Below are 18915 nucleotides of genomic sequence, written 5' to 3' on the forward strand. Positions count from 1 at the left end.
TTTTCCTCCTGTTTATACCGTTACTGCCGCAAGCAAATGTTTTGGACTAAGTAGCTCATAAGATGTGCGACGGGCTTCGTGATTTTTAATCGGTGTATGGAAAATGAATTCCGTTACACCTAATGCATAATATTGATCGAGTGTTTCTTTAATTTGTTCGGGTGTACCACTTAAAATATTTGCTTCATACCGTTTGACCTCATACGATTCCCCGGATTGCTGTCCGAATTCTTCTGCAGCTTCTTTTGTATGAAGTGTGAGTGTACGGCCACTTGCTAAATGAACTTTATAAATTTCGTGACCTTCTGCATAAGCGTATGCAGTTGCCTCATCCTTCGCTGCAATAACAGCAAATGCGACGCCGAATTTCCCGTTTGGAGCATGCTCTTTATAGGCGGCAATTGCGTTAATGAGCACTTGTTTATCGCTATTAATAAATTGCGCAAATACGTATGTGAAGCCTAATCGACCAGCGTACTCGGCACTTGAAACACTACCGCCTAGTAAAATGATCTCTGGCGCGACTTCACTAGTTGGTGTTACTTCCAGCTTTGCAAAAGGATCATTCTCAGGAAGGTTGTTTTCAATAAAGCCTTTTAGTAAGCGTAGACGTTCATTGAAATCGTTACTTGCTTCAGATACGCCATATTGTAAAGCTGCCGTAGCTAAAGGAAGTCCACCTGGTGCTTTCCCAACACCGAGGTCCACGCGATCTCCCGCCAAGTTCGTTAAAACTTGAAAGTTCTCGGCCACTTTATAAGGGCTATAGTGGGAAAGCATTACACCACCAGAACCTACCCGAATTTTATTTGTTTTAGCAAGAATATAGCTGACGAGCACTTCTGGAGAGGAACTCGCCACTTCATGTGAATGATGATGTTCAGAAACCCAAAATCGTTTATACCCAAGCTGTTCTGCAAGCTGAGCAAGCTCTACTGTTCGTTGAAGGGTTAGCGCGTTTGAAGCGTCTTCTATAACAGGAGCCTGATCTAAAATAGATAGTTGATAACCCATTTTTTTCTCTCCTTAAATATCAAATGTAAGCTCTGGCGTTAACCGTTTTAAAAATTGTTTTGTCCGATCATGCTTTGGTGTATTAAAAATAATGTGTGGTTCTGCTTCTTCTAAAACGACCCCACCATCCATAAACACAATGCGATTTGATACTTCACGAGCAAAATTCATTTCATGCGTCACGATAATCATCGTAATACCGGATTTTGAAATTTTTCGAATCACATCTAAAACTTCACCGACTAACTCTGGATCTAACGCAGATGTCGGCTCATCGAATAATATAACTTCAGGATTTAACGCCAATGCTCTCGCAATACCGACACGCTGTTGTTGCCCCCCTGATAATTCGCTTGGATAAGCATCGGCTTTATGTTCAAGACCTACTTTTTTTAATAATTCCAGTGCGATTTCTTTTGCTTCCTTCACAGGCTTCTTTTGAACAACAAGCAAGCCTTCCGTTATATTTTGCAAAACCGTTTTATGCTGAAATAAGTTGTAGCTCTGGAAAACCATCGCTGTCTTTTTTCGCAATGCAATAATGTCCTTTTTCGATGCAGTTTTTACATTGAGAGATAAATTATCAATGACGATTGTTCCTTCATTTGCTTTTTCTAAAAAGTTGATACAGCGAAGTAACGTTGTTTTTCCTGAGCCACTTGGACCTAGAATTGAAATAATATCCCCTTTGTTTACTTCAAGGTCAATCCCTTTTAAAACGTCCATTTTGCCAAAGCTTTTATGAATATTTTCTAGCTTGATCATTTGGTGGCTCCTCCTTAGTTATTTAATAAGCTGCTTCGAATAACGGTTTTCTTTAATTGGTAACCCTAAGTTCTCACGTAAAGTCGAAGCAGGATAGTCTTCACGGTAATAACCTTTTTCCTGAAGAATAGGTACAACTTTTTCCACAAAATCCTCCAATGTATGTGGTGCAACCGTTGTAATAATAAAGCCATCTGCTGCATCTGCATCAATCCAGCGAATGATCTCATCTGCAATATGCTCAGGTGTACCAATGAAATTCGAGCGCGGTGTTGCCTCACGAAGCGCGACTTCACGCAATGTTAGTTGTTCTTCTTTTGCGTATTGCTTAATGCGATCCGTAAACGCCTGGAAACTGTTTCGTCCTAGGTCACCAAGTTCAGGGAACGGGGCATCAATATCATATTTACTGAAGTCGTGATGATCAAAATAGCGACCTAAATAGGCAAGTGCTTTTTCATCGGATACAAGCTCGGCAACTTCCCAATAACGCTTTTCCGCCTCTATGGCAGTATCTCCAATAATCGGGGAGATGCCCGGGAACAGTTTCAGCTCCGAAGTACGCTCTGCCTTTAAAGAAGCTTCTAATAGTTTTTGTTTGAATTGCTGACTTTCTTCAAGTGATTTTGGCGCTGAAAATACTGCATCGGCATCACGTGCTGCAAGCTCAATTCCTGCAGGAGATGAACCTGCTTGGAAAATAACAGGTTGACCTTGGATTGAACGCTGAATATTTAATGGACCACGAACGTTGAAGTATTTTCCTTTATAATCAAGCACATGAAGTTTATCTTTATCGAAAAACAAATCCTTCTCAATATCTGCAATAAAAGCATCATCTTCCCAAGAATCCCAGAGCCCTTTTACAACATCCAAATATTCTTTGGCAATCTCATAGCGCTCAGGATGTGATGGATGATCTTCAATTTTTTTATTGAAATTTAATGCCGTACTTTCAAGTGGGGTAGTAACTACATTCCAGCCAGCACGACCATTACTAATTAAATCAAGTGATGCAAGCTGTCGGGCTACATTGAAAGGTTCACTATAAGACGTTGAAATTGTTCCAACTAAACCAACATGATTTGTAACTGCAGCAAGCGCCGATAAAATAGTTACCGGTTCAAAACGATTTAAGAAATGTGGAATTGATTTATCATTTATGAATAGCCCATCTGCAATAAAGACAACATCAAACTTTCCTTTTTCTGCAATTTGAGCTTGTTGAGTATAAAATTGTAGGTCAACACTTTGCTTTGGATTTACTTCAGGATGCCGCCAGCTTGAAATATGGCCTCCTACACCATGTATCATTGCACCGAAATGTACTTGTTTCTTCACCATGACGCCATCTCCTTTAATTCCTATTGAATTACTTGTATTTGATGAATGAATCGTAACATTATTCAGACAATTAATACAAGGGGGTACTGATAGAAAAATCCTATCAGTAAATAGGAACATACAGAGGGATGGAGGGATTTTGAGGCCAATAAAAAAACACCATTTAAGAAATGATGTTTAAAAGTTAAAGCTTCTGAATTTCAATTTGGCTTTTACGGTAAAGTGAAACAATTTCTCGGGCATAAGGTAAAAAGTGCTTTCCTTCTTTTGATAAGCTTAAACTACGTCCAGAACGAATAAACAATTTCACATTTAGACTTTCTTCAAGTGATTTGATACGTGCTGAAATAGTAGGTTGTGAAAGAAACAATACATTCGCAGCTTTATGGACACTTTTGTACTCCACTACGTATATAAAAGACTCAATATGATCAATATTCAAATTTACCCGCCCCTTTTTATAAAGTCTATAAGAATAGTGGGTTTATTGGCAAGGGTATAATTGAGTATTCCAAACTTTATGCTGGGATCAGCTATGCTTTCTAATATATGCTTCATAGTTGCTAAAAACCCTCTGGAACTTTCTAATATCAGTGCTAGAACTGCTAAAATGTGATCCGAACCTTCTAATATCGCTCAATTACTTCGAATAAAATAAACAGGTAAAATTTTCCTTGCCATTAAAGTTTAACGAAACTTATTCCTCTCTCAGCACGTAAATACTACCAATTGTTTCATAAAAAGGGGGTGAGGTCTTGAAACGTAAATTTATGTTCGCATCACTAGGTGCGCTTCTTCTATTTATTCTTTATACGCTAGCTCAACTGATTTTTGGTATCATTCAAACTTTTTTATATCGGCCTCAATTTGCGCCGGATGATTTCGTATTACAATCTGAAGTCGCATTCGGTTTCATTGTACAGAGGTCACCGCTCATGTTAATCGGAATTTATATGCTACTTACACTTATATTATTTGCTCTACTGATGTTAAAAAAGGAAAGGCGTGAACAGAATTGATCGAAGTGACCGGGAAATTTACGAACGCAAAAATATATACGAATACACCACAGGAAACAGCGATCCTACAAATTAATGAGCTTGTCAATCAATCGTTTATGGAAGGAACGAAAGTACGCATTATGCCTGATTATCATGCAGGTAAAGGTTGTGTGATCGGTACAACGATACAGCTGAAGGAACATGTTGTACCGAATTTGGTCGGGGTAGATGTTGGATGTGGTGTACTTGTTTCTGAAATTGGTTCAGGAGCAGTGGACTTTAACAAGCTCGATGCAACGATTAGACGTTTCGTTCCAAGTGGCAATGAAATTCATGATGATACGCCAGAAAGTCACGAGCTTTTTGCAAACGAAAATTTTACCGCACGCGGCTTACAAAATGACTATACGAACCGATCCCTTGGCACATTAGGCGGTGGCAATCACTTTATTGAGCTGGCAAAAGATGATGAAGGTATCTATTATTTACTAATTCACACAGGTTCTCGTTATGTCGGGGCGAAAGTAGCAAAATGGCATCAAAAGCGCGCATTTGAATCGTTACAGCGTGAAGATTTAACAGAAAAAATTAAAGCTTTAAAAGAAGTAGGACAGGAAAAAGAAATTCAAAAAATGATAGAGGCGTATAAGAAGGAAAACCCCTTTGTCCCAAAAGATTTAGCTTATTTGGTTGGGGATCAATTCGATGATTACATTGCCGACATGAAATTGGCACAGCGTTTTGCACACGAAAACCGTATTCAAATTGCAAAAACGATTGCTAATCATATGAAGTGGGAGTTTGCAGAGCAGTTTGATTCTGTACACAATTATATAGATACCGATGCAATGATTTTGCGTAAAGGGGCTGTGCGTGCTGCAAAGGATGAAAAGCTTGTCATCCCAATGAATATGCGAGATGGTTCGTTAATTTGTATCGGTAAAGGCAATGCTGATTGGAATGAATCCGCCCCACATGGAGCAGGTCGTATTTATTCAAGAACAGCGGCGATGAAAAATCTATCAATGGATAATTTCAAGGAAACGATGAAAGGTATTTGGACAACCTCTGTCAGTGAGGAAACATTGGATGAAGCACCAATGGCATACAAACCAATGCAGGAAATCGTGGAGCAAATCGGTGAAACCGTATCAATTCAAAAGCATGTGACCCCCGTTTATAATTTCAAGGCGAGCGACAAATGGAAGAAGTAAGAGACAAGGTATGCATAAAAATGTGCATATCTTTTTATTTCCTCTGTTTATGAACACTTTTAGTCATGTATGAAAAATACATGTTTTAATCAGCTGTTGTTTCGTTGAGTTTCCTGATTTTAAGCGCCAAAATGAAGGAATAGGGAGATGAAACGATGATAACGACAACGAAGGAATTACAAGAAAGAATTGAATTTCTCACTTTATATAAACAAGAAACGAAGCAATCGGATGACTGGCTGAAGTTACGTATAGAAGAAGCAAAGCATCCGGCGTTTGTTTTAACTACCGAGGAACTTACTTATGGTGCGCGAGTTGCATGGCGCAACAGCAATAAATGTATCGGTCGGCTATTTTGGAATAGCTTAACCGTTTTTGATCAGCGTCAATTGCTAAATGAGGATGAAATATACGAAGCACTTGTGAACCATATTGTATTTGCCACAAACAACGGCAAAATTCGGCCAGCCATTACTTTATTTGACCCGAACCGTGTACGGATTTGGAATCATCAGCTCATTCGCTATGCAGGGTATGAAACAGAGGAAGGGATTATTGGGGATTCCACGTCTGTAGAATTCACGAAAATCTGCGAAGGTCTTGGATGGCAAGGTACGCGGGCAAATTATGATGTATTGCCGCTTGTCCTTCAAGTAGATAACCGTGAGCCGATTTACTATGATTTGCCTAAAGAGATCGTGCTTGAAGTGCCCATTACGCATCCCGACTATGATTTTTCAAAATTAAACATGCAGTGGTATGCAGTCCCAATCATTTCAAGCATGCGTTTTAACATTGCAGGAGAAGACTACCAAGCTGCACCGTTCAATGGCTGGTATATGGGGACAGAAATCGGTGCTCGCAATTTGGCCGATAAGTACCGATATAATTTCCTGCCAAAAATTACTGAGGCAATGGGGTTGGATACATCACTAAATGCTACTCTTTGGAAAGACCGTGCACTCGTGGAATTAAATGTCGCGGTACTTCATTCTTATAAAAATGCCGGAGTGAGTATAGTTGATCACCATACAGCAGCACAGCAGTTTCAACTTTTCAGCCAGCAAGAAAAAACAAACGGCCGTGATGTAACAGGAAACTGGGTATGGCTTATCCCACCATTATCACCGGCAACAACGGACATTTATCACGAGCCGATTGCTAATACAATCAAAAAGCCAAATTACTTTTATCAATTGCAACCATATTAACGGGGAGGCACCACAAAAAAGGGTTATGTTCAAAATCAAATTAACTCTGAACAAAACCCTTTTATCTTTTATTTAAGATGATTTGAATTAATTCATCACGATCGATTAAATAAACATCATTAATATCTGCAAGTTTTTCGGCCTGCCGGGTAAAATGGCTGTTCGTTACAACCCATGCTTCTGTTGCCTCATACATTTTCACCGCACCGATAATCTCCTGGACAGCCTTTACACCGACCGTACTGGAATAGCGTTTTGCCTGCACAGCAATGATGTCTTTCCCATCCTTCAAAATGAGATCCGCCCCGTAATCACCACTCGTTGCGGTATAGCGCACTTTAAAGCCGCGGCGTTTAAATAGTTCACCTAAAAATTTTTCAAAATCTTCACCGCTCATTTGGTCGACTTCCCGAATACCGGACTTCCGTAACTTTCTTATTTTTCGTGTTTTCAGCCAAATTATAAAACCAATATAGAGTACAAAATAAGTGATAATTCCTATACCCATACCTTCTAAAGTTTTGGTTACATTAAAACCAACTGCAGCAGCTAATGCAATGAAAAATAACGGTATAATCGGCAGCCGTTTTTTATTTCGTTTTCGTTTTTTACGCAATAGTTCAGTACTCCTTTTATTTACTCACTTTTATTATAGCATAAAAGGGTACGTATGTTTGGTTAGACTGTTTGATTCTTTGCGCTTATAAATGAAGCAAAGAATAATAAAACTGAAATTAAAATAAATAACAGTAGCGGCATGAACCAACTATTCGTCAAATCATGTACATAACCGAATAGAACAGGTCCGACTGCTGCAACTAAATAGCCGATTGATTGCGCAAAGCCGGAGAGCTCCGCTGCATCGTATGCAGTTTCTGTACGCAGTGAAAACAGCATCAATACTAAACCGAATGAAGCACCGCCTGCAAAACCTAAAAAGATCATCCATAATATCGCGAGGCTTGTCCATTCCATCAAAACACCCGTAAAGCCAATTAAATAACAAATCGTAAAGAAAATGACGATCGGACGCTGTGAAATGAGCTTCCCTGCGATAATTGGAATAACAAACGTCATCGGAATTTGCGCAAATTGCATAACAGACACCATCCAACCAGCCGCGGTAGCATCCAAACCTTGGCTTATAAAAATTTCCGGCAACCATGCAGAGGAGCAGTAGAATAAGAATGACTGGAAGCCCATTGCGCCTGCAACAGCCCAGGCGAGCGGTGATTTCCACATTTGGGTTTTCATTGTCTGTGATGCGGACATATGCAAGTCCACTTTAGGCGTTCGCAAAATCGGTATCCATATAGCTAATGTCAGAACACCTAAAACAATCGAAAAGCCTAAAGCTATTTGCCAGCCTGCATTTGTGGCAATCGGAAAACTAAAGCCGGCAGCAAGTCCGGAAGAAATATTCATCGATACGGAATACACCCCAGTTAACAAGCCGATATGCAGCGGGAATTTCCATTTGAAGTAACTCGGAATAAGAACATTCCCAAAAGCGATGGCAATCCCTATAAGAATTGTTCCTCCAATTAGAAGTGCTGTTTCACCTACTGAACGTAGTAAGACTCCGGTACAAAGTAAAATAACTGAATAAAATAAAGTCCATTCCATTCCCCATTTACGTGCGATGCGCGGTGCAAATGGTGAAACAATAGCAAACGCGACTAATGGAATAGTTGTTAAAAATCCTGCCAACACGTTTGAAATGCCGAGGCCATCCCGGATAAAGGAAATAATAGGACCTACTACAGTAATCGGTGTACGTAAAGTAGTAGCGAATAGGAATACAGCTACCATAAAAAAGAGAAGTGGTTTATTCGATAGTATTTTTTTGCTATTTTGGTTTATTTTTTGTTCATTCATCAATAAGGCTCCTTTTCCTGCAACAACGCCAATTAAATAGTTAGAATAATCTTAAAAAACAGAAAAATAGTAACGCGTTGCTATCAAAAAAATATTATGTTAGACTAATAATCATTATTTCAATTAAAGTAATTACCTCATGTAAATGTATGGGGTAGAGGTCGCAATCATTAAAATTAGTATAGCGGAGATTGAGAAGAATCTGTGAAGCTTTATGAAAGGAATGATTGCCGAAGTGTTATTTTTCTTCTTAAATATAACGCTGGGGCTGTCTCCGATAAGGAACAGAACTGTCACATGTGTAAGCATGTGTTGAGCTATCTTTCAAGTTTGATGAGGTGTAATTATAACCATCACAAAAACTTGTGGTGGTTTTTCTTTTTACACTTCACCAAACAAAACAAAAAGGGAGTTTTATAATCGTGAGTGAAATTAAAATAGATCAGCTCGGTAATAAAAACGAGTTAAAAAGAGGATTAAAAAGCCGCCATGTTACAATGATTTCGTTAGGCGGAACGATTGGTACAGGGCTATTTTTAGCATCAGGTGGTGCCATTGCACAGGCAGGTCCTGGCGGGGCATTGCTCGCATATGCATTAATCGGGGTTATGGTGTATTTCCTAATGACGTCATTAGGTGAAATGGCAGCTTATATGCCGACATCCGGTTCGTTTAGTACGTATGCAACGAAATTTGTAGACCCAGCATTAGGATTTGCGCTTGGTTGGAACTATTGGTACAACTGGGCAATTACAATTGCAGCGGAAATTGCGGCTGTTTCATTAATTATGAAATACTGGTTTCCGGACAGCTCGTCACTTGTATGGACGCTTTTATTTATCGCGGTCGTATTAACATTTAACTTATTATCTGTAAAAGCGTTTGGTGAAGCAGAATATTGGTTTGCGATGATTAAAGTCGCAACAGTTATTGTATTTATCATTGTCAGCTTTTTAATGATTTTCGGCATTTTAGGCGGGAATGATCCGGTCGGCTTCACGAATTTCTTTGCAGGAGATGCTCCGTTTAATGGCGGTTTCCTTGCACTATTCGGTATTTTCCTGGCAGCTGGTTTCTCATTCCAAGGGACGGAAATGCTAGGGGTAACAGCTGGGGAAACAGATGATCCAGGCAAAAACATTCCAAAAGCTGTACGTTCAGTATTCTGGCGTATTTTGCTGTTTTACATTTTCGCGATCGGTGCAATCGGACTACTTATTCCGTATACAGATTCACGCCTTTTATCAGAAGATATTGCAACAAGCCCATTTACATTAGTATTTGAAAACTTAGGTGTCGCATTTGCAGCATCTGTTATGAATGCGATTATTTTAACAGCAATGCTTTCTGCAGGGAACTCAGGTCTTTATGCAGCAAGTCGTATGCTTTATCAATTAGCAGTAGACGGAAAAGCACCGAAACTGTTTATGAAAGTAACGACGCGCGGCATTCCAATGTATGCACTTCTTGCTACATTGGCAGTAGGATCGCTCGCATTTTTAGCTTCATTCTTTGGCGATGGTGTCGTATATATTTGGTTATTAAACGCTTCAGGGATGTCCGGCTTTATCGCTTGGCTCGGTATTGCAATCAGTCATTACCGCTTCCGTCGTGCATATGTCGCACAAGGGAAGTCATTGAGCGATTTACCGTATGTATCGAAATTCTTCCCATTCGGTCCGCTATTTGCGTTTGCCCTATGTATGATTGTCGTACTTGGTCAAAACTATATGGCCTTTATGGGCGGGACAATTGACTGGTACGGAGTAGTCGTTTCATATATCGGCTTACCGTTATTTGCTTCATTATGGATTTTCTATAAAGTAAAACATAAAACAAAAATTGTCCCTTTAATGGACTGTGACTTATCAAATAAATAGTAATTAAAACGTAATGTGAGCATCAGCTTTCATTGCGTTTTTTTTGTGGAGTGAAACTGAATTGGGACATTAAGTCTTGCAAAGTGGCTAATATCTAAAGGAGAGTGTCTATTAAGTAAAGCCAAGTGTCTAAAATAACCATGAAGGGGGCGAATATATGTATTTGAGTGTCTATTATCACAAATGTAGTGAATAAAATAACTTTGCTCTCAATTATGAAATGCCCTTTAGCCTTCCTTTTATACTTTAAAAGGAAGGAATGGTATTATAGAAGAAATGAAAAATCTCTATACTTATAAGGAAGTGTTAGGAATGCCTATCTCAACAGGTTTATATAAGAAAATGCATCAATGGTTAATGGGCGAAGATGGAAAAACTGTAGCATTTCGTCCGTTTTTAACAAATGGAAATCCCTACAAATCACGAATTTTCCTAGTCAGCACAAATGCCGTACCCTTTTTTAAAGTAGAAGATAGAAGTGAGCAGACTTTTGCAGAGTCATTATTAAATAGAGAACTTTTAAAAGAGCTTTATTTGAGTGAAATAAAGGGAGCCCCTCGTGAATTTAAAGGTTCTTTACAATTTGAGGCATGGCTAAAAAAGCAATATAACGAATCGCTTATTTATACTTCTTTAAATACGTATCAAATAGAATCTATGGATCATGCAAAAAGTACAAAAAAAGAAGATGCCGCTAATTTTGAACGCGGGCAAACAGTTTTCAAAGAAGTAATAGAAGAGTTTCAGCCGGAAATCATTATTTTGCAAGGGTCAGCTACGTTCAATCAATTTAAAACGCTATATGCAGACAATATTGTTATTTTCAATGAAGATGAGATGAAGGTGCAAGTTCTGGAGGAAATGGGTGCAATTGCTGAAGTGACTTATGGGAACGGAAAGAAGGCCCTCGTTTTTGTCACTCGTAGTATGAGCTATTTTGGGTCTAAGGGGAAAAATTTCGAACAATTTAAAGGAAATTTAGCTAAGAATTTATTGGTAAAAGCCTAAAGCCGAACATTCACTTCGATATTATCGCTTTTTTGTTCAAATTTCCGAAAAATAAGAATAGTTTTACTTTTATGAGATTATTGCAATATAAGATTTACATGATTATAATTGGGACATTCAATATTAAACTTAATAACTTTACTCATATAATCGCAAGGATAAGGCTTGCAAGTTTCTACCGATTTACCGTAAATGAATCGACTATGAGTGAAGCATGTTAACGAATGACCCGTCCAATATTTTATTTGTGCACCTCATTTGTTATTACTTTTGAACTGTATTCGGAAGTCTTGCTCCACTCATTGTAGGGAGCAGGTCTGCCGATTTTTTTTATCCAAAAATAGAGGGGGAATTGTATATGAAACTTTTAAAAGAAAAAATTGAAAAAGAAGGCGAAGTTCTTTCAGACGTAGTACTTAAAGTAGATTCATTTCTAAACCACCAAATTGACCCGTTTTTAATGAAAGAAATTGGTGATGAATTTGCCAAACGTTATTCTGATCAAATCATCACGAAAGTACTAACAATTGAATCATCAGGAATTGCTCCAGCGACATTTTTAGGTTTAACGCTTGGTGCTCCGGTAGTATTTGCTCGTAAACGTAAATCACTTACGTTAACGGATAATTTGTACACATCAAAAGTACATTCTTTTACAAAAAACGAGACAAACGAAATCTCGGTATCACAGAAGTTCATAACAGCTGATGACAATGTCGTTATTATTGACGATTTTTTAGCAAATGGCGAAGCGCTAAAAGGGTTAATTGATATTGTAAATCAAGCAGGAGCAACAATTATTGGTGCAGGTATTGTAATCGAAAAAGGCTTCCAACAGGGTGGTAAAGCATTACGTGAACAAGGATTACGCATTGAATCTTTAGCAAATATTAAGTCGCTGGCAAATGGCAAAGTAGAATTCTACGATTAAGCATTAAAATACTACAGTTCAAATCATGTAATTAACATATTAAGAGTGCATCTATAATTGGAGGAAAACTTTTTATGAATAACACAAAAGCAACGATGCTTGGTATTCAGCATCTGCTGGCTATGTATGCAGGAGCAATTTTAGTACCGTTAATTATCGGTGGGGCATTAGGTTTCAGTCCGGCACAAATGACATATTTAGTAGCAATCGATATTTTCATGTGCGGTGTGGCAACACTTCTGCAAGTTTGGAAAGGGAAGGTTATCGGAATTGGATTACCCGTTGTACTTGGATGTACATTTACAGCAGTAAGTCCAATTATCGCAATTGGTTCAGGCGGCGGCTTAGGGGATGTATACGGAGCGATTATCGCCTCAGGTATTATCATCGTATTAATCGGTGGTCTTTTCGGTAAATTAATTCCGTTTTTCCCGCCAGTTGTAACAGGTTCAGTTGTAACGATTATCGGAATCAGCTTAATCCCGGTAGCGATTAATAATATGGGTGGCGGACAAGGGGCAGCTGACTTTGCCTCAGGTTCAAACGTAGCCTTAGCATTTATTACGTTACTAATCATTTTAGTGATTTATAGATTCACAGTTGGTTTCGTTCGTGCCATTGCGATTTTACTAGGAATGGTGTCAGGAACAATTATCGGTATTTTCATGGGCAAAGTCGATTTCGCACCAGTTGCCGATGCTTCTTGGTTACACATTATGCAGCCATTTTACTTAGCAACACCGACATTCAATGCTTCTGCTATTTTAACAATGACATTAGTAGCAATGGTGTCATTAGTAGAATCAACAGGTGTGTACTATGCTTTAAGTGATATTACTAAAAAAGATTTAACTTCAAAAGATTTATCAAAAGGGTACCGTGCAGAAGGCCTAGCATCGATTATCGGTGGTATTTTCAATGCCTTCCCGTACACAACATTCTCACAAAACGTAGGACTAATCCAAATGTCAGGCGTACGCGACCGCAAAGTCATTTACATTACAGGCGGTATGCTTGTAGCACTTGGTTTCCTTCCAAAACTTGCGGCATTAACAACAATCATCCCGACACCAGTACTTGGTGCCGCGATGTTGGCGATGTTCGGTATGGTAATTACACAAGGTGTGAAAATGCTTGCACCGGAAATCCAAAAGTCAATGGAAAACGCAATGGTCGCAGCACTTGGAGTTGGTTTAGGGATTGGTGTTGCTACAGTACCAGGAATTTTTGAGAACTTGCCTTCTTGGATGTCGATCTTGACATCGAACGGGATTGTTGCGGGGTCGGTTACGGCGATCTTCTTGAATGTGTTGTTTAATATGATTGGGCCGAAGCGTCGGGATCCGATGCATGTAGGGGAAGTAAATTAAATAAATGGTTTTGATGAGTACCCCACATTCTCATTAGAATTAGAACGTTGTCGCCTACTTTGACTATTTATTTAGTTAAGGTGGGTGATTTTTTTGCGTAGAAATTATAAGTTAGTAGCTTTACATAAAAAATATTCTCTAGCTACCTTGTTAATCAAAGATATAGCTTCGTATATGAGCTCCATTATTTTTATTTTCAGGACGGCATATTCAAATCTTATTGTAAAACGCCTAGTCACACTGAGTAATTAGGCGTTTGATTATCTAATATTGAACTACTGAATTGTTAAATCTTTTATATTGGTTGGAATTACAGTTATTTCTGCATTATCTACTTCTATTGCGTTTGTCTCGGTATACCGCTTAATTAATTCATTATCGTATATAATGGTTAGCCTAGAAGTGTAATTATAGCCACCAACGTTAGAACTATTTTGATTGTTGTTTGGGTTACCCTTATCATTTTGTTCACGGTCTGTTAGGCATTGGTCTTTAGAATCTTCAACTCCGTTACCGTAAATGATTTGAATCAGACTTAAATAAATATTTAAATCTTTATTAGATGAATTAGCATTTCTAATTTGTGATACAGTTTTTAAAAGCGAACTTGTATTAAATGAGATTTCCTTTATAGTATCTTTTCTTGTTACATGGCCAATGTTAATAGTCTCGAGTTCCCAATAGGGAAAGAAGAGTATAAAATATTTTTTCACCCACCTATTTTTTTGGATATCGGTGTTAGAAGCACTTCTAGACTTACCACCATAGGGGTTATTAAGAAGTGAAATTAAATTATTTAAATTAGTTTCATCATAAGTTGGCGACCTACCACTTCTTTCTAATTTTAACTCGTCTAATTTTTCATTTAATGCAGTTTTATCTAGCATCTCAAATTGATTTAGATAAGACCCTTCTCGATCTTCTTCACTATTTTTTTCACATGAGCATTGATTCCCTATACACGAAGAATCAGTTGGCGGTGTATTATCGGAACGATTTTTCCTTAACTCATCCACACCATGTCCGCGTAAAGCTGTAAATGTGGTATGTTTAGCAGATATTCCACCTGTTATACGTGTATTCGAACCAACTCCATACATTAAAAAGTTGCTATTTGTATAGAAAAAGCCATTAATAACACTTCCATCTCCTGTTGATTCAGGATTACTCTCAATGCCAGGTGAAGAATTTACAGATATATTATGAATTTCAATTGGTTTTTCTGCAAAAATGAAAATAGTATTATTCTTTTCATTTTTACCGGCATTTATTGTGCTGAATTCAATATCAACTGAGCCTTTAACATAAATAACTGCATTTCCTTTAAGTTTAGCTCCACTAATAACCAAGTCCTTTTCTACATAATAGTTTCCGTTTAATTCAAAGTCATAATATTTACTCGTATCATTGCTATAATTTCCACTTAAAGCATACCGACCAACGCTCATTTTCCCTGAAACATAGGTTGCATTATTGGAGGGCGTTGTATGTTTACTTGTGAAGGAATCTTTATTGGTCTTTGTTGCACCAATAAAATCACCATTATGTTTTTTTATTTGTATATTTTTATATTTACCATTATTTGGGACGCTAGAAATTGTACTAACAATGTTCGAAACATTTATAATAGAACCATCTTCTTTAGGTCCAGCTAAAAAAGGTGTTGGCTCATCAGTAAGATTATGGAAAGCTGTATGAATGTTATTATCTATAATTTTAGTTTTTGGTATAGATGGATTATCCTTAGTGATTGCAGAACTAGGCGTTAACGGATTTGAAGACGTATCAGAAATACGGTAAATATTTCGGGAAAATACTTTAGGTTGTGTAAAATTATCAACAGATTTTACACGAGGTAAGACCGACTGAACCCATTTAGGGTTATTCGTACTGGACCAAAATGCTTTATTGGAAACATAAATATCTTTAGAGGCTTTAATATTTCCTTCAACTTGTATACCACCAAACATATATAAATTTCCGCCATCATTCGTTGATACGGCATAATTTAAAGATTCAGGTACATAACTGTAACCTACTTCTGATTGTGCATTTAAAACGGTTTCTTTTGTCATTCCTTTTACTATACCTATGCTCTTAAAAGTTATTAAACGTGAATATTCATTAGAAGGACCTGCTTCGATTTTTGAGATACATATTTTTGTTGTACCAAGATCACTTGTAATTATTTTGAATTTATCAACTGGATAATTTGTGCTAGGTGAATCAATTGAATTTAAACCTTTACAAGCATAAGTATTGGCAAAAGTATTAAACTGATTTTTTACTGTATTTATCTTTGTATTTGAGTTAGTGATTTTCTTTATTTCTTCTGTTTTTCTATCTAATTCTGCATTAAGCATTTCGCTGAAGTAATTAACTCCTTTTTCTGCTAAATCATAAGACTGAGATGTATTTTGTCTGACCTCATTTCGAGAAAGGCCATTAGATGTTAAAAGGAATAGTGATAGACCTAGAATAGAAAATATAATAATAGCAGCAAAAGTAAACAATAATGTATAACCTTTTTCATTATTAATTTGCATCGTTTTTTCCTCCTAATTATTAATAATTGTAATTTCGTTTTCAAAGGATATTTTATTGTTAGCTGTTTCTTTTCTGGTATTTTCTAGTTCTAGCTTGATTTGATATGAGGGAGAACTATTTTTTAGTGTTCCAGATACTGTTGGTATATTAATAGCAGAGTTCTCTGTGATTTTTAGAGAAGGATCCATTGTATTGACTGATTTCCCTTTAATGTACATTAAAACTTGGTTACCCTCCCTTATAAAACCTGACAATACTATACACTTACGGGGGGTTATACCTGCTGGATCACATGTGTTAGGAGTCCCTTCAAATTTGTTATCATAATCTACTGTGTATTTTATATAGGATTTAAGTGGATCTTTTTCCATATCCTCTACGATATTGCTTTTTTTAATTGTATAAAACTCTCTCATGATTAAGCTCATTAAGTAATCCGCTTCATCTCTAATTTTAGTTTCTTGAATTATTCGATTATTATTTTTTGAAGCAGAAATTATTAAACTAGTTGTAGCAATTATAATAACTGATGAAAGAACTAAGACGACTAGTAGTTCTACTAGTGTCATACCTTTATTATTACTTAATTTTGACATAACCTTCCGCCACACTTTTCGAATTATTTATTGATACAGATACTGAGAGATGAACTAAATTATAATCACTAAAACTTTGTTTTTGGTTACCGTTAACTTTATAATTTGTTTCTTCAATTTTTACCATATATTCCTTATTATTGAGCTGAATAGGTATGTTGTTCGTTGATGAAATATATCCTCTTAATTCAGTAATGTTGCTGAAAGAAAGGGCTTGTATTCGTTCAAGCTGTCCGTCTGCAAGATTAATTAATACGAGTTTTTCATTGTTATATGCAGCTGTTTTATTTGATTGAATGAATAACTGAGAAAAAGTAAGAAGAATTATAGTAATAATTACAATAGATGCTACTACCTCTATTAAAGAAAAACCGTTTTCTTTTTGTAGGACATTCAAATTAATCCCTCCTTATAAATTTTTCCATTATATTACATATTACCACCAAAAATAGAATGTGTTTCACGAAAAATGTAGAAATATAGCGAAATATCCCCGATTTTATCGAATGTTGGTGGGTAATATAGATTAAAAATAAAAATTTTTTTGTAATATTATAAATTATATAGTCAAAAAGTAATCTATTGTGTATTATGATAGATAATAACATAAAGTTTAAATATGGTAAAACTTAAATATTTTCGGTTACAATTAGCCGGGTAATTAGTTACTTGGACTTAGTATAACCTAAATTTTATTTATTATAGAGAGAATAATTAATAGTTTAGAAATAATTCAAATTTATAGAAGTATGATATAAAAGGAATTTAGTGGGGTGAATATATGAAAATAGTCTTTAGGTCAATTGCACTTTTAATGTTAATAGCAACACTGCTAGCTTTTTGGGTTCCACATTTTATAGCAAGTTCTAATACACCCACAACTGATAATTCAGGAGGTTCTACTATTGGTGGAATGAATGTGGATGGTTTGAAGGGTGAGGAATTAAAAGGTGCATTAAAGATTGCGGTAAATGATTGGTATACCCAAAATTTAATTGTTTCAGATGGAGGGACTTCCATTGAAGTTAGCTCTTCCACGTTCCAATTTGATATTGAAAGTACAGTTAATAGCTTTGAGGATAATTACCGCAAACCATGGTATGCAATTTGGGCAGATGAGACTACTGTTCACCTACCATTAAATATCCTTCCAAGTGAAATTGTTAAAAATGAAATTAGCAATATATCGACATGGGATACAGATTCTACTTATGAAAGAGTAGAATTGAATGCTTCTTATTTAAAAACAGACGAAGTTGAAGCTGTTGTAAATGATTTATCAATACTTGAAACAGATAGGATATCGCTTTCAGTCGAAACTGTGCCAGAATCTGCAATGGGTATTAATGAACTTGTCGATGCATTGAACGACACGGTAATTGATTCGCAAATACAATTTTCAATGCTAGAAAAGGTAGGGGAAACTATTAATTTAGCGAACCGAGAGGCAATTAATTTTATCGCATCAACTATTTATAACGCGGCTCTCAATATTAATGGAGAAATCCTGGAACGTCATTCACAAAATGAAATTCCTACATATTTAAAACCTGGTTTAGAAGCTAAAGTGGATGCTTTTGCTAATGAGGATTTAAAGTTTATTAATACATCAACCAAACCAGTTGTCTTAAAGCTTTCAATGGATGAAGGGAAGCTGCAGACAGAAGTATATACACCTGCTAAAGAAACTGAGGTTTCTGTATCCGTGTCGAATGATGAGGAAATTCAACCACGTACGATTACGCGCTACTCGGAGGACTTGGCAATTGGACAAACAGAGCAATTGCAAGAAGGTGTAGGGGGATTGCGTGTTTCGGTTTATCGAACAGTATTTGGGGAGCAGCAACTTGTGAGCCGTGATTATTATCCACCGGTAAACCGTGTCATTGTTAAATCGTTTCAGCAACCAGAATTACAAGGTTCAGCGGTTGATGTGAATAACGAGCCAAATGATTCAATCGATTTAGATGGTGACGGCTTCCCGGATGAAGTTGGTAGTGGAGGAAATCCACCTATTAATAATCCACAAAACACAAATTTCAATGAATCAAGTAGTGAATCACAAAATCAAGATGGGTCAGAAGATAATCTACCACCAGGCAGCTATTACGATAAAGGTGGAAATTTAATAACTCCGTAGAACAGGAGGAAATCAG

Annotated in this window: 17 protein-coding genes and 2 riboswitches; of the genes, 8 read left to right on the plus strand and 9 right to left on the minus strand. The window is 36.9% G+C overall.

Going from position 1 to position 18915, the window contains the following annotated elements:
- Positions 1 to 12: 12 nt before the first annotated feature.
- The 4 genes from MKY13_RS01205 to MKY13_RS01220 all read right to left on the minus strand — a co-directional run bounded on the left by MKY13_RS01205 (position 13) and on the right by MKY13_RS01220 (position 3565).
- Positions 13 to 1014 (minus strand): LLM class flavin-dependent oxidoreductase, encoded by a 1002-nt coding sequence (locus MKY13_RS01205; RefSeq protein WP_339214797.1) that lies wholly within the window; start codon positions 1012 to 1014, stop codon positions 13 to 15.
- Positions 1015 to 1026: 12 nt separating this feature from the next.
- Positions 1027 to 1779, minus strand: coding sequence for an amino acid ABC transporter ATP-binding protein (locus MKY13_RS01210; RefSeq protein WP_339214799.1), 753 nt, complete (start codon positions 1777 to 1779; stop codon positions 1027 to 1029).
- 18 nt (positions 1780 to 1797) lie between these two features.
- Positions 1798 to 3123: an LLM class flavin-dependent oxidoreductase gene (locus MKY13_RS01215; RefSeq protein ID WP_339214801.1), complete on the minus strand. Its 1326-nt coding sequence runs from the start codon at positions 3121 to 3123 to the stop codon at positions 1798 to 1800.
- A 184-nt stretch (positions 3124 to 3307) separates the two neighbouring features.
- Positions 3308 to 3565, minus strand: coding sequence for a LysR family transcriptional regulator (locus tag MKY13_RS01220; protein WP_339214802.1), 258 nt, complete (start codon positions 3563 to 3565; stop codon positions 3308 to 3310).
- A gap of 313 nt (positions 3566 to 3878) precedes the next feature.
- Here MKY13_RS01220 and MKY13_RS01225 point away from each other — a divergent pair, with 313 nt between their 5' ends.
- The 3 genes from MKY13_RS01225 to MKY13_RS01235 all read left to right on the plus strand — a co-directional run bounded on the left by MKY13_RS01225 (position 3879) and on the right by MKY13_RS01235 (position 6549).
- Positions 3879 to 4142, plus strand: a complete 264-nt coding sequence (locus tag MKY13_RS01225) for a hypothetical protein (protein WP_339214804.1) — start codon at positions 3879 to 3881, stop codon at positions 4140 to 4142.
- Positions 4139 to 5338: an RtcB family protein gene (locus MKY13_RS01230; RefSeq protein WP_339214806.1), complete on the plus strand. Its 1200-nt coding sequence runs from the start codon at positions 4139 to 4141 to the stop codon at positions 5336 to 5338. Before MKY13_RS01225 ends, MKY13_RS01230 begins: the two co-directional genes overlap by 4 nt.
- Positions 5339 to 5493: 155 nt before the next feature.
- Positions 5494 to 6549 carry a nitric oxide synthase oxygenase gene (locus tag MKY13_RS01235; RefSeq protein WP_339214808.1) on the plus strand — a complete coding sequence of 352 codons (1056 nt, stop codon included), beginning with the start codon at positions 5494 to 5496 and terminating at the stop codon, positions 6547 to 6549.
- A gap of 61 nt (positions 6550 to 6610) precedes the next feature.
- Here MKY13_RS01235 and MKY13_RS01240 read toward each other — a convergent pair whose 3' ends face one another.
- Entirely contained in the window at positions 6611 to 7165 is a 555-nt protein-coding gene (locus MKY13_RS01240) for a restriction endonuclease (protein WP_339214810.1), read from the minus strand.
- A gap of 62 nt (positions 7166 to 7227) precedes the next feature.
- On the minus strand, positions 7228 to 8427 hold the full coding sequence (locus MKY13_RS01245) for an MFS transporter (RefSeq protein WP_339214812.1): 1200 nt from the start codon (positions 8425 to 8427) through the stop codon (positions 7228 to 7230).
- Positions 8428 to 8574: 147 nt separating this feature from the next.
- Positions 8575 to 8755: riboswitch (Lysine riboswitch) on the plus strand.
- A 94-nt stretch (positions 8756 to 8849) separates the two neighbouring features.
- On the opposite strand from MKY13_RS01245, the gene MKY13_RS01250 reads away from it, so the two are divergent.
- The 4 genes from MKY13_RS01250 (at position 8850) to MKY13_RS01265 (ending at position 13616) form a co-directional block, all read left to right on the plus strand.
- Positions 8850 to 10307, plus strand: a complete 1458-nt coding sequence (locus MKY13_RS01250; protein WP_339214814.1) for an amino acid permease — start codon at positions 8850 to 8852, stop codon at positions 10305 to 10307.
- A gap of 276 nt (positions 10308 to 10583) precedes the next feature.
- Positions 10584 to 11315 carry an RNA 2'-phosphotransferase gene (locus MKY13_RS01255; RefSeq protein ID WP_339214816.1) on the plus strand — a complete coding sequence of 244 codons (732 nt, stop codon included), beginning with the start codon at positions 10584 to 10586 and terminating at the stop codon, positions 11313 to 11315.
- Positions 11316 to 11437: 122 nt separating this feature from the next.
- Positions 11438 to 11539, plus strand: a riboswitch (purine riboswitch).
- A gap of 134 nt (positions 11540 to 11673) precedes the next feature.
- Entirely contained in the window at positions 11674 to 12246 is a 573-nt protein-coding gene (locus MKY13_RS01260) for a xanthine phosphoribosyltransferase (protein ID WP_191701313.1), read from the plus strand.
- Between the two features lie 74 nt (positions 12247 to 12320).
- Positions 12321 to 13616 (plus strand): nucleobase:cation symporter-2 family protein, encoded by a 1296-nt coding sequence (locus MKY13_RS01265; RefSeq protein WP_339214818.1) that lies wholly within the window; start codon positions 12321 to 12323, stop codon positions 13614 to 13616.
- A gap of 275 nt (positions 13617 to 13891) precedes the next feature.
- On the opposite strand, the gene MKY13_RS01270 is transcribed toward MKY13_RS01265, so the two are convergent.
- The 3 genes from MKY13_RS01270 to MKY13_RS01280 are packed head-to-tail and all read right to left on the minus strand — an operon-like array spanning position 13892 to position 17156.
- Entirely contained in the window at positions 13892 to 16162 is a 2271-nt protein-coding gene (locus tag MKY13_RS01270; protein ID WP_339214821.1) for a hypothetical protein, read from the minus strand.
- A 12-nt stretch (positions 16163 to 16174) separates the two neighbouring features.
- Positions 16175 to 16759, minus strand: a complete 585-nt coding sequence (locus MKY13_RS01275) for a prepilin-type N-terminal cleavage/methylation domain-containing protein (protein ID WP_339214823.1) — start codon at positions 16757 to 16759, stop codon at positions 16175 to 16177.
- Positions 16743 to 17156, minus strand: a complete 414-nt coding sequence (locus tag MKY13_RS01280; RefSeq protein WP_339214824.1) for a prepilin-type N-terminal cleavage/methylation domain-containing protein — start codon at positions 17154 to 17156, stop codon at positions 16743 to 16745. Before MKY13_RS01280 ends, MKY13_RS01275 begins: the two co-directional genes overlap by 17 nt.
- 384 nt (positions 17157 to 17540) lie before the next feature.
- On the opposite strand from MKY13_RS01280, the gene MKY13_RS01285 reads away from it, so the two are divergent.
- Entirely contained in the window at positions 17541 to 18899 is a 1359-nt protein-coding gene (locus tag MKY13_RS01285) for a VanW family protein (protein ID WP_339214826.1), read from the plus strand.
- The last annotated feature ends 16 nt before the right edge of the window (positions 18900 to 18915 follow it).

The sequence above is a fragment of the Solibacillus sp. FSL W8-0372 genome (assembly GCF_037969735.1).
Taxonomy (GTDB): Bacteria; Bacillota; Bacilli; order Bacillales_A; family Planococcaceae; genus Solibacillus; species Solibacillus faecavium.